This window comes from Mycetocola sp. (assembly GCF_046716805.1).
Lineage (GTDB): Bacteria > Actinomycetota > Actinomycetes > Actinomycetales > Microbacteriaceae > Mycetocola_A.
In genome coordinates this window covers 1-12,259 of the sequence record NZ_JBKJWH010000168.1, presented here as the reverse complement: position 1 = coordinate 12,259, position 12,259 = coordinate 1, and the positions used below count along the sequence as shown (strand labels likewise).

Below are 12,259 nucleotides of genomic sequence, written 5' to 3'. Positions count from 1 at the left end.
CTCGTGATCGCCGCATTCGCGATCAGGGAAGGTGTCGAAGCCTGGCGAGGTGACGCGTGCACGGTTCCTGTTTCCGCTCTCACCGGCGAACGACCTGTCGAGGCGGGGCAGAACGACTGACTGGTTCGCTGGGAACCGCAGCGACGGCATCCGAGCCTGTCGTCACTGAGCCCTGCCCGTTGCGCCATCCGGAGCGTAGACTTCCGCGCACCGGCCGCCGCGAAGGAGCCACCATGCACACCGAGAATGCCGTCGCACTGCACTACCGCAACCCGGCACTCGAAACGTCGATCCTTGAGGCACTCCGACGCACCGGCCACGACCCGGAACGAATCGGACCCGACGACCTCCTCGCCGTCGACCAGTTTCACATCGGCGGCGTACAGGCAGCACGGGATCTCGCCCTCGGTGCAGGAATCGGACCCACAACTGTGGTCCTTGACATCGGCTCCGGTCTCGGCGGCCCGGCCCGGCTCTTCGCGCACCACTTCGGCGCAACGGTTGTCGGTGTCGATCTCACGCCCGAGTTCGTCGAAACGGCAACATCACTGACGCGACGGTCTGGTCTTTCCGACCGGGTGCGGTTCGTCCAGGGAAACGCGCTCGAACTTCCGTTCACCGAGAACGAATTCGACGTGGCCACGCTGCTCCATGTCGGTATGAACATCGCCGACAAGTCTGCCCTGTTCCGGAGCGCTGCCCGTGTTCTCAAACCGGGTGGGATGTTTGCCGTCTACGACGTCATGCGCACCGGTGACGGTCAGCTTGCCTACCCGCTGCCGTGGGCGACATCCGCTGAGATCTCCTTTTCGGCGACGCCGGAGGAGTACGCGACCGCTCTCCAGGCTGCCGGCTTCACGGTCGGATCCACAAGGAACCTTCGGCTGGAAGGCCTCTACTTCGCCTGGTCGTAGCTCGATACCGTGGCGACCGTCAGGGCGAAATCGACGGGGAAGTCCCCGAAGAGCAGTCGACCGGCGTCATTCGCGGCCTCGGCGACAGCGGTGCCGACGGCGTCGGCAAGGTGAGCGGGCGTGTGCACCATCACCTCATCGTGCAGGAAGAGCACGAGGTGAGGCTCCCCCTGCTCGTCGGCGAGCGCCCGGAGACGTTGGCGGAGCCCCGCCATCCAGCACATGGCCCACTCGGCCGCTGTGCCCTGCGCGACGAAGTTGCGCGTGAAGCGGCCCCAGTCTCGAGCCGCCTGACGGGCGCGCCGGTCATCCGACGGCGCCGCATCTGTCGACGGGTTGGCATCGGCTCCTTCCCAGGCGTCGCCGGGCAGCGGCGAGCTGCGACCGAGCCAGGTGCTCACCTGCTCACCGCGTTCCCCCGCGCGGGCGGCAGCTTCGACCAGCCCGATCGCCCGGGGAAATGCGCGGGTCAGCCGCGGCATGAGCCGGGCGCTCTCGCCGCTTGTCGCACCGTAGAGGGCGCCGAGCATGGCGACCTTGGCATGGGCGCGGGTGTCGACCACGCCGGCGTCGACGAGACCCTGATAGAGGTCGCGCTTACGGCCCGCTGCCGCCATGGCCTCGTCGCGGGCCATCGCGGCGATGATCCTCGGCTCCAACTGAGCGGCATCCGCCACGACGAGAGACCAGCCCTCATCGGCTCTCACCGCGCCGCGGACCTCCGTCGGCAATTGGAGTGCACCCCCGCCGCGCGTTGCCCAGCGGCCGGTGACGACACCGCCGACGACGTACTCCGGGTGGAACCGTCCGTCCTGCACCCACGCCTCCATCCACGCCCAGCCGTTCGCCGACAGCAGCCTGGCGCCCTTCTTGTATTCAAGCAACGGTTCGATGACAGGATGCCGCAACTCACGCAGATCCCATTTACTCGTGCCGGTCACGGGCAGGCCGGCCTTCTTCAACGCGCGGAGAAGATCGGGCTGTGAATCCGGGTTCAGCGCTGGGACGTCGAGGCCGACGCGGATCTGGTCGGCGAGGGACTCCAGTTTCGCCGGTCGCCCGCCGAACTGTGGCCGCGGGCCGAGCGCGTTCTCAAGCATCGCGGCGTGCAGGTCTCGCCGCCACGGCATGCCGGTGAACCGCATCTCCTCGGCGATCAAAGCGCCACAGGACTCAGCGGCGAGGAGAAGCTGAAGGCGCCCTGCCTGCGCGGGGTCCGTGCGGGCAACGGCATCAAGTGTTCGGCGCTGCAGCAGGAGCTCCTCGATCGGATCACCCTCGTGCTCGGACGCACCGTCGTCGAACAGCGTGTTCGAGTGGTCACCGGCAGGAGCGGCAGCAGCGTCCCACGCGTTCGCCGCGGCGTCCCGCAGGGGCGTGCCCCTGGTCGCTTCGGAGAGTTTCAGGATGCGGTGTGCCAGCCGAAGGTCCTGCGAGCGTTCGATGCGGATTCCCGCCTCGAGGAGCACCGGGTACCAGAGGGCCGTGTCGCTCCACACCCACCGGGGTCGTGCCGGCTCACGGCTGGCGACAGCGGCAATGAGCTCGGCCCGGTCGAACGGGAGCGGGGCAGAAGCGTTCCCGCCGGCGTCGAGTTCCGTCAGCGTCCCGCCGCTGCGCGGGGAGCCTGCCAGGACGATGAACACCATCCCATTCTCCCGCCAACCACCGACTCGAAGAGCCGGGCGGACGTCAGTCCGTTGTCAGGGCGGGCTGAATCAGACGGCGCCAGATCCACAGCGACAGGCCGATCGCCCCGAAACCCAGTACGAGCAGGAAACCAACGAGAATCTCGCCGCTGTTCTGCCACACGTCGACGACGGGAGCGAGAAGGGCGAAGAGCACGGTCAGGACCACGACCGCAGACAGGAACCAGGCGGGTCGTGACCAGACGAGCAGCGCACGCCCGTCCATCCGGCCCAGGGGGATCAGAAGCACCGCTGCTGAGCCCACGCCGGCCATCGCCGCGATGTTGGCCGTCTCGATCATCAGGGAGCCGAGGAACCCGGACGGGGCGCCGAGGAGCGTGGACGCCAGCCACGCGAGAAGACCCGCTGTGAAGACGGCGGCGACGCGGATGCCGGCGACCATACCGCGCGCCGGTCGCGTTCCTGAGACGGCGGTGACGGAGAAGACGATGCCGAACAGCAGCGCGGGCTGCAGATCGAGGAACCGGGAGAGCAGGGCTACCGCCGCAACGCACAGGAGAAGCCGCGGCGAGACTGCGATGCGGGCCGGCCCTGTCGGCAGCCGCGCAGCGAGGAAGGCCGGCGCGGCGGTCGCAATCAGGTTGATGCCGGCCACCGCGACGACGGACGCCAGCAGCACCCGCAGGTAGCCGGGCTCACCCAGGATCGGGTTGGCGAAGAGGATGATTGCTGCCGTCACGCAAACCAGGAGCACCCCGGTGGCCTTCTCGCCAGGTCCGGTGACGATCGGCGCAGGGTCGTCGTGAGTCGGCAAACGGTTCCGACCGGTGAGGTTCAGCAGGGAAGGCGCCGCCCGCCGCCCGCGGACCGTGGTCGCCAGCATCCGCGCGGGGACCAGCAGCAGCAGAATGGCGAGCGCTGCGAGCAGCAGAGCACGCAGCCAGGACAGTTCCGCAGCTCCGAGAGCGGACGGCACGGCTGTTGTGAACGGTGTGGCGGCCTCCCACGTGCCCGGCGGCGGGGGCTGCGTAGAGGGCGCAGCCGGTAAGCCGGGTGCGGCCGGCGTCGGGGTCGGGGACGCCGACGGCGGCTTGGGCGGCACAGCCGGGGCTACCGCCTCGTTGTCGCTGGGGGTCGGCGACGGGGCGGGTGCCGGGGCGCGCGTCGTCGGTCTGGCGATCGTGACGGCGAGCGGAGCGCTTCCTGAACCCGGGTTGCCGGCGGCATCCGTCTGGAACGCGGTCACCGTTACCGAGCCTGCAGGCAAGCTCGCTCCTGTGCAACTCCAGCCGCTCCCGGACACCACGGCGGAGCAGACGGGGAGGTCCGCTCCGGATGCGGTGAGTGCGTAAACGTTGACGGTCGCACCGTTCTCGCCAGTGCCCGAGTAAACCGCCGTAGGCGAGACGGTGCTACCGGCCGTGGGGGAGGTTAGGGCGGGCGCGGCGGGCGGGTCAACGTCGAGGGAGATCGTGCGGCTCAGGCCGGAATCGGACTGGTTGCCGTGGCTGAACGGCGTGGACTGGGTGGCGGTGAGCGTGTAGGTGCCGCTACCGAGAGCACGCGGAAGGACGTACGCCCAGGCCCCGTCCGACCCTGCCGGGAAGCTCCAGGAGGACTCGCCCGCGATCGACAGTGTGATTCGGGCGCTGGGATAGCCTTCACCCCGAACGAGCCCGCCGGTCACGAGGGGGGACGTCCCCGCGATGGTCGGTGGCTCAAGGACATCGACCCGCACCGGTTCGGACTCGAGGTCGTCTCCGCCGTCGACCAGTTGCACAGCGCTCAGCGCAATTCCCGGGCCGTTGGGGAGACGGGAGACGGTGCACGAGTAGTCCGATGCGGCACTCCGAATGGTGCACACGTTCGTCCGCGACGTGCCGGCAAGGATCTGGACCTCGGAGCCGGCTGCCTTCGTGCCGGTGATGACGGCGCTCGCCGAGCCGAGGAAAGAGCCGTCCGCCGGCGACGTGATCGTCGGAACACCCCCGTCGAGTGAGCGGGGAACCGGCTCCGGTTCTGCGAGCGCGGCGGTCGGGAAAACGGCGAGGACAAGAAGTGCGGCGAGGGATACTGCCGCAAGCACCGGGAGAGGATGCGGGAAGGCTCGCGTGCGTTGCCGCGTCAGCTTGACCGACCGGCCCCCGTCACGTCGAGCAGCACTGAAAATCCCCACCGTGATTCCATTTACGAGGGCGCCGCGCAGCCTGTCAAACCAACACGCCCGTTTGGGGGTGTTTCCCAGCATCCGGCCTCGGTATCCGGCATTCTGAAACCGCTAACGTGGGAGTCGACGAAGGGAGGGCCTGTGGCGATCACGCTCTCCGCGGTGGGACCCGCCGGCCTCGACCCCGCTCCCTGGCTGGACCCCGCGCGATTCTGGCCCCGCCTCGAAGCCGCAACTGCCGGCCTGGAGAGCCCGCTGGCTGTGCTCGAGCTTGGCGCGCTCCGCTTCAACACCAACAATCTCGTTCGCCGCGCGGCCGGGAAACCCATCCGCGTCGCCAGCAAGTCGATCCGGGTGCGCGGTCTCATCCACGCGCTGCTCGGCACCGACGGTTACGCCGGGGTTCTGGCCTTCACCCTGCCTGAAGCGCTGTGGCTCGCGGAAACGATCGACGACATCGTCGTCGGTTATCCGACGGCCGACGCCGACGCCATCCGCCGGCTTGCCGCTGACCCGGTCGCGGCCGCACGGGTGACGCTCATGGTCGATTCGGTCGAACACCTCGACTTCATCGATGCCTGCGTGCCACCGAACCAGCGAGAGCGCCTGCGCCTCTGCCTGGAACTCGACGTGTCCTGGCGATCGCCCGTGCCTCTCGGTCACGTCGGTGTCTGGCGTTCACCTATTCGCACCGCCGATGAAGCCGCAACCTTCGCCCGGGTCATCGAAGCCCGCACCGGCTTCACCCTCGTCGGCATGATGGCGTACGAAGCCCAGATCGCCGGACTCGGAGACCGAAACGATCCCGGCGGATCCTGGTCGGTCACCAAACGCTGGATGAAACGCCGGTCGATCGCCGAGCTCACCGAGCGGCGTGCCGAAGCGGTCGCGGCCGTCCGGCAAGTCGCCCCACTGGATTTCGTCAACGGCGGTGGCACCGGCTCCATCGAGAGCACCTCGCAGGACGAGTCGGTCACTGAGATCGCCGCGGGCAGTGGCATTCTCGGCGGTCACCTGTTCGACAACTATCGTTCCTTCCACCCGGCTCCTGCTGCGTCGTTCGCTCTCTCGGTCGTGCGCAAGCCTGCCCCGTCGATGGCGGTCATCCTCGGCGGCGGCTGGGTGGCATCCGGGCCGCCCGGTGAAGACAAGATGCCGCGACTGGAATGGCCGGCGGGACTTCACCTGGTGCCACGCGAGATGGCAGGCGAAGTGCAGACGCCCATCCGCGGCGAAGCGGCTTCGAGCCTGGGGCCGGGTGACCGGGTCTGGCTGCGGCACTCGAAATCCGGCGAACTGAGCGAACGGGTCAACGAATTCGTCGTGGTCGACAACGACCGGGTACTTGACCGGCTGCCAACCTATCGCGGCGAAGGGAAGGCGTTTCTGTGACAGCAACCGGAGCGGTGTGGCGCAATTGGGCCCGAACCGAGCAAGCCAGACCGCTGCGGGTGGAACGACCGCGGACGACGGCCGCTGTGCAGCGCGCCGTCCGCGCCGCGGGCGGATCGGGCATCCCGATCAAGGCGGTCGGTTCCGGGCACTCGTTCACCGGGATCGCCGTCGCGACCGGGGTGCAACTCGCCCTGGACGACCTGTCGGGGCTGATCGGCCGCCCAACCGCCGACGGCCTGGCGTCCTTCTATGCCGGAACACTGCTGCGTGACATCCCCCGTCTTCTCGCCCCGTACGGCCTCGCGATGACCAACCTCAGCGACATCGACGGTCAAAGCATCAGCGGCGCGATCTCCACCGGAACCCACGGCACCGGCGCCAGACACGGCGGCTTGGCGGGCCAGGTCCGTGGCCTGACTATCATCGCCGGCGACGGCGAGATCATGCGGATCGACGACGACGACAACGCTGACCTCCTGCCCGCTGTTTCGCTCGGGCTCGGCGCCATCGGCATCATCGCTGAGGTGACCATCGCGTGTGTTCCCCGGTTTCTCCTCGAGTCGGTCGAGCAGTCCGAACCGCTCGACGACGTGCTCGATTCGCTCGCTGAACGCGTGGCATCCGCCGACCATTTCGAGTTCTTCTGGTTTCCGCACACGACGACGGCTCTGACGAAAACTCACACCCGGCTGCCTGCCACCGCGGGGCGCAGAACCCTGCCGTTCGTGAAGCGGTGGGTCGACGAGACACTGATGGGGAATCGGGTCTTTCGCGCCACCTGCTTCGCCGGGACGGTACTGCCTCCGGTGATCCCGGCGGTGAATCGGCTGGCCGCAAAGCTCGCAGGCAATCGCCGGTTCACGGATCTCTCACACCGTGTCTTTTCGACGAAGCGCACGGTCCGTTTCCGCGAGATGGAGTACGCACTGCCCGCGGAGACGGTGCCGACGGTCGTTCGGGAGATCGAGGCGCTCATCGCACAGCGGCGATGGCGGATCAGCTTTCCGATCGAAGTTCGATTCGCCGCCGCGGACTCCCTGTGGCTATCGACCGCTTACGGTCGGGACACCGGTTATGTCGCTGTTCATCGCTACATCCACGAGAACCCAGCGAGGTATTTCGCTGCCGTCGAAGCGATCCTGATGGAACATGGCGGGCGGCCGCACTGGGGCAAAATGCACACGCTGGATGCGGACTCCCTCCGTTCGTTGTATCCGCGGTTCGACGATTTCCTCGCGGTGCGTGATCGGCTGGACCCGCGGCGGCTGTTTTCGAACCCGTATCTCACTCGGGTGCTGGGAGCCTGACTCCGAGCATTTGCCCTGAGAACAGGCCGGATCCTCGGGGAGGCATCCGGTCGCACCCGTAGACTGATTGCGTTCATCTGCACGCACTGCTTACCAGCACATCAAGGGAGCTCTCGCCATGGAATGGCTCATTCCTGTACTCATCATCGTCGCACTGGCGGTCATCGTCGGTATCTATTTCTGGGTCACCTACAACTCCCTGGTGTCCCTCAACGTGCGCGTTGACGAAGCATGGAGCGACATCACCGTGCAGCTCAAGCGGCGAGCGGATCTGATTCCCAACCTGATCGAATCGGTCAAGGGTTATGCAGCCCACGAACGCGCCGTCTTCGAGAACGTGACGAGGGCGAGGGCGGAGACGCTCAGTGCGCAGGGCCCCGCGGACGCGTCAGCGGCCGAGAACCACATGCAGCAGGCGCTCAAGTCGATCTTCGCCGTTGCTGAGGCCTACCCGCAGTTGCAGGCGAGCCAGAACTACCTCCAGCTCCAGGGCGAACTGGTCGACACCGAAGACAAGATCCAGGCATCACGCCGTTTCTACAACGGGGGCGTTCGCGAGCTGAACACGAAGATCAAGGTCTTCCCGAACAACCTCATCGCCAAGAACCTCGGATTCAGCGAGCGCGAGTTCTTCGAAGTCACCGACAACGCGGCCATCGCTGAGCCGCCGCGCGTGCAGTTCTAACCACTTCGACAGGGGCTCGGGCGCGCGAACAGGCGCCCGGGCCCTTGCTGTATTCCTCGTGAAAGGACGATGAATGTACAGGGCCATCCGCAAGAACAAGGTGAACACCGTGGTCATCATCGCGTTCTTCCTGCTGATCATCGGCGGGCTCGGGGCGCTGGCCGGCTACATCTACAACAGCCCCACCATCGTCATTTTCACTATCGTCGGCGCGACCGCATACGCGATCTTCCAGTACTTCTTCGCGTCGAGGCAGACTCTCGCGATCAGCGGCGGTCATGAGATCGAGAAGCGCGACAACCCGCGGCTGTACCGCATCGTGGAGAACCTGGCGATCACGACGGGCATGCCCATGCCCAAGGTGTACCTCATCGACGATCCGGCTCCGAACGCGTTCGCGACCGGTCGTGACCCACAGCACGCCTCGGTCGCGGCGACGACCGGGCTGCTCGACATCCTCACCGATTCCGAACTCGAGGGAGTCATGGCCCACGAGATGGGACACGTGCGCAACTACGACATCCGCGTGTCGATGATCGTTTTCGGGCTCGTCGTCGCTGTCGGGTTCCTCGCCGACATGTTCCTGCGGATGGCCTGGTTCGGCGGCGGGAACCGCAACAACAACGGCGGCAACCCGATCGTCCTTGTCTTCGGCATCGTCGCCATGATCGTCGCCCCGCTCCTGGCCAGCATGGTGCAACTTGCGGTCTCGCGTCAGCGCGAATACCTCGCGGATGCGACGGGCGCACTCACCACCAGGCACCCGGATGCGCTCGCGAGCGCTCTCCTGAAGCTGCAGGCATACGGTCGGCCGATGCGGCGGCAGAACTCCTCGATGGCTCACCTGTGGATAGCCGACCCGCTGAAGCCCGGCGCCGTGGCGCGTCTCTTCGCGACGCACCCGCCGATCGAGGAGCGGGTCGCCCGGCTGCGCACCATCGGCGGCGGTTTCTAGCCGCCGCACCTGTCCGAGACCAGCAGATCCGGCTGCAGGTACGAAAAAGCGGAGCGGGCCAGTGGCCCGCTCCGCATCTGTCGGAAGTCTAGAAGCCGTAGATCTCCTCGATCGTTACCTTGTCGCCGTCGATGACGATGTTTCCGGTGATGCCCCACTCGTCCCAGGTGTACGTGCCGGTTCCCCGGCCGCCGGGGTAGGAGAGCTCGCCAGTCGCCGTCGCTGCGACCTGGCCGTCGGTGGACTCGAACCGGGTGCCGCTGTCATCGACCGTGACCACCGGGTACTTCACGACCTTGTAGGCGAACGTCGGTTCGCCGCTGAAGTGAAGGTAGTACTGGCTGCGGAGGTTGCAGTTCTCCGGGTTCGCTCCGGTCTCGGTCGCGCAGGTGTCCATGTATTTGTTGACCTGGGCCTGGATCTCGTCGGTCAACTCCTTCGTCGGAGTCAGTTCGACGTCGACCGAGTCGTAGGTCGCCTTGGAACCCGTCGCAGCGACGAAGGTCTGGGCCTCGGCCTCAAAGAACGTGCCTTCAGGTGCACCGATCTCATACGCGGCCGGGTAGGCGAGGAGTTCGTATTCCTTGCCGAAGTCCACGTCGACGCCGTTCACGGAGACGGCGGATTCCTGGTTCGCGTACACGTAAACCGAGGCGAGCAGGGGCTTGTCGATCGTCCAGTTGTCGAAAAAGGCAGCCTGCTTGCCGCCCTTGCTCAGCTCGATGATCCCGTCGTAGACGGTGCCGTCGATGCTGTACGAGACCTCCACCATGGCGGAGTCGCCGCGGGTGACGACATCCGTGACCTTGGGGTTCTTCATGAGAGCCTTCGACTCCGTGAGGATGTCGTTGGTCAGGAGCGCGGCGGCGTCCCTGGTGACCTCCGGGTCGACGAGCTTGTTCGCTTCCGTGGCTTTGCCCTGGCTGATGGCGCTCAGGTACGCCTTCACCTTGGCCTCTGGCCCGTACAGCGTGCTGCCGATCACGTTGACAATGACGGAGCCACTGATGAGGAGAAGCACCAGGCCCGCAGCGAGCGCCGAGAACAGGATGATCTGCTTCTTTTTCTTCGGATCCATCGGCGGGCGCTGCGAGGCCTGCGGCTGAGGATAACCGGCGGGAGTGGCGCCCTGCGGGTACGGTGCGCCCTGTGGGTATCCTGCCGTGCTACCGGTCTGTTGCGCGCCCTGGCTGCTGTATGCACTCTGCGCGTATGCGGAACCCTGGCTGTACGCCTGCTGGTCCGGATAAATCTGTTGCGGTGTCTCGGTCGAACCCCCCACAGGCACCGAGCCGTCTCCGTGAGCTGGTTCTGGTGTCTTACCGTCCGTGGCCATGAAAAATAGTCCCCCTTCGTCGAGCGTGATCGTGGCCAACCTACCATCGACAATGAACCGGAAAACGCTGATGCAGGACTACAAATGCCCTGATCTATGGGGAGTTCTCCCCATCCTCGTGCGGGCGGACTCCGAGGGCGCCGGCCAGCTCGCGTGCCAGGGTCCCACGCCCTGCCACGGTGATGCGTTCGTTCCCCTGCCATGCCGCCGTCCGCCGGAGCAACGCCGCGACCCGGTCGGCGGCATCGGCTGGTGCGCCGGGCTCGAGCCACGCGGCCTGAACGCGCAGGATGCCGGCGGCCCGGTCGTTCTTGAGGTCGAGCCGTGCCGACAGGTGGTCGTCGAGCAGGACGGGAAGCACGTAGTACCCATGCACTCGCCGATGCTTCGGAGTGTAGATCTCGATCCGGTAGTGGAAGTCGAACATCCGCAGAGCCCGGCTTCGGGCCCAGACGACAGGGTCGAAGGGGGAGAGGAGCGCGGTCGCCTCGATGGAGCGCGGGCGTCGTGCGTCGCGGGAGAGCCAGGCCTCCCTCGGCCGCGTGCCTCGCAACCAACCCGGAACGGTGACGGGCAGGAGCTCTCCGGCGTCCTCGAGCTCGCGTAGCGCGATGCCGGTGTCGGCAGACGGCAGCCGGTAATAGTCGGCCAGGTCGTCGAGCGTGCCGACGCCGGAGGCGATGCCGGCACGTCGGACGAGTTCACGGATCGCATCACCGCGCGGGATGTCCTGGTCGAGGACCGCCGTCGGCAGCACCTGCTCGGGCAACGCGTAGCGCCGTTCGAAGCCGGCCCGGCCGGCCGAGACGATCTCACCCCACCGGAACAGCGTTTCGAGGCCGATCTTGACGTCGGACCAGCCCCACCACGGACCGACACGTTTGTTCGCGTCGTGTTCGATCGCACTCGCCGGCAGCGGGCCCTTCTCTGCCAGCTCGGCGTGGAGCCAGCGGAGAAAGGCTCGATTCGCCGTGGCCCAGCTCTGCGGGTCGGCGAGGCTTTTGTCGCGGAAGGCCTGCATGCGCCACCGGAACAATGGCCAGGTCTCCCGCGGCATGATCGTCGCCTCATGCCCCCAGTACTCGATGTAGCGACCCGACCGTGCAAAGGTGAGCATGTCGAGGGCCGACTTATCGAAGGCTCCGAGCCTGGCAAGAACAGGGAGGTAGTGGCTGCGTTCGAACACGTTCACCGAGTCGATCTGCAGGACGCCGAGCCGGTCGATGAGAGAGTTCAACTGCCTCGTGCCCGGGTCGCCGTTGCGCGGACGACCGAAACCCTGCGCGGCAAGGGCGATCCGTCGTGCAAGGGCCGGCGCCACGCTGTTCGTCATAACGTTCGACGTTAGCGTGTCCCTCTGACACCTGCCGCATAGACTGATCCGGTGGCGAAGACGACGGAGAAAAATTGGTGGGGTCGCGTGTTCCGATCCATCGATGCCCCTGTCGACGACCCCACCCCTGCCAGTCAAATAGGGGACGACGTTCCCCGGGCGATGCGGATCGCAGGCGCCTGGTCCTGGCGGCTGCTCGTCATCGCTGGAGCTCTCGCCGTCCTCGTCTTCCTTGTCGTCCAGCTCCGGTTGATCGTCATCCCGTTGTTCATCGGGGTGCTCGTCTCCGCGCTGCTCACCCCGTTCATCGATTTCCTCACCCGGCACCGCTGGCCGAGGGGACTCGCGATCGCCACGGGCATCCTCGGCACCGTCGCTGTCGTCGGCGGGCTGCTCTGGCTGGCGATCTGGCAGATCACAAGGGACTTCTCCGAGGTGCAGCAAAGAACAGCCGCATCGTTCAACGAGCTGAAAGCCGCGCTGCTCCAGTCACCGCTGCACCTCACCGAGACCCAGAT

General features: G+C 66.7%; 10 protein-coding genes. 6 read left to right on the top strand and 4 right to left on the bottom strand.

All coding sequences use genetic code 11. The features are described from left to right. Positions 1–233: 233 nt before the first annotated feature. Positions 234–914, top strand: coding sequence for a class I SAM-dependent methyltransferase (locus ACLQ62_RS13905; protein ID WP_411722227.1), 681 nt, complete (start codon positions 234–236; stop codon positions 912–914). Here the strand turns inward: ACLQ62_RS13905 and ACLQ62_RS13900 are convergent. Next, positions 896–2,563, bottom strand: coding sequence for a bifunctional 3'-5' exonuclease/DNA polymerase (locus ACLQ62_RS13900; RefSeq protein WP_411722226.1), 1,668 nt, complete (start codon positions 2,561–2,563; stop codon positions 896–898). The genes ACLQ62_RS13905 and ACLQ62_RS13900 overlap by 19 nt on opposite strands. A gap of 43 nt (positions 2,564–2,606) precedes the next feature. After that, positions 2,607–4,649: a hypothetical protein gene (locus ACLQ62_RS13895; protein ID WP_411722225.1), complete on the bottom strand. Its 2,043-nt coding sequence runs from the start codon at positions 4,647–4,649 to the stop codon at positions 2,607–2,609. A 222-nt stretch (positions 4,650–4,871) separates the two neighbouring features. Between ACLQ62_RS13895 and ACLQ62_RS13890 the strand changes: the two genes are divergently transcribed. The 4 genes from ACLQ62_RS13890 (at position 4,872) to ACLQ62_RS13875 (ending at position 9,072) form a co-directional block, all read left to right on the top strand. Then, entirely contained in the window at positions 4,872–6,122 is a 1,251-nt protein-coding gene (locus tag ACLQ62_RS13890; RefSeq protein WP_411722224.1) for an amino acid deaminase/aldolase, read from the top strand. Further along, on the top strand, positions 6,119–7,432 hold the full coding sequence (locus tag ACLQ62_RS13885) for a D-arabinono-1,4-lactone oxidase (RefSeq protein WP_411722223.1): 1,314 nt from the start codon (positions 6,119–6,121) through the stop codon (positions 7,430–7,432). The genes ACLQ62_RS13890 and ACLQ62_RS13885 overlap by 4 nt, the downstream gene beginning before the upstream one ends. Before the next feature lie 118 nt (positions 7,433–7,550). Next, positions 7,551–8,117, top strand: coding sequence for a LemA family protein (locus ACLQ62_RS13880; protein ID WP_411722222.1), 567 nt, complete (start codon positions 7,551–7,553; stop codon positions 8,115–8,117). A gap of 73 nt (positions 8,118–8,190) precedes the next feature. Continuing rightward, positions 8,191–9,072: a M48 family metalloprotease gene (locus tag ACLQ62_RS13875; RefSeq protein ID WP_411722221.1), complete on the top strand. Its 882-nt coding sequence runs from the start codon at positions 8,191–8,193 to the stop codon at positions 9,070–9,072. An 88-nt stretch (positions 9,073–9,160) separates the two neighbouring features. Here the strand turns inward: ACLQ62_RS13875 and ACLQ62_RS13870 are convergent, their stop codons facing one another. Together ACLQ62_RS13870 and ACLQ62_RS13865 are read right to left on the bottom strand one after the other, a co-directional pair. Then, a complete protein-coding gene (locus ACLQ62_RS13870; RefSeq protein ID WP_411722220.1) occupies positions 9,161–10,408 on the bottom strand; it encodes a hypothetical protein in 1,248 nt (415 codons plus the stop codon). 94 nt (positions 10,409–10,502) lie between these two features. Next, a complete protein-coding gene (locus ACLQ62_RS13865; protein WP_411722219.1) occupies positions 10,503–11,741 on the bottom strand; it encodes a winged helix-turn-helix domain-containing protein in 1,239 nt (412 codons plus the stop codon). Between the two features lie 51 nt (positions 11,742–11,792). Here ACLQ62_RS13865 and ACLQ62_RS13860 point away from each other — a divergent pair. Next, positions 11,793–12,259: AI-2E family transporter (locus ACLQ62_RS13860; RefSeq protein WP_411722218.1), on the top strand; the 467-nt coding region annotated here is incomplete at its 3' end.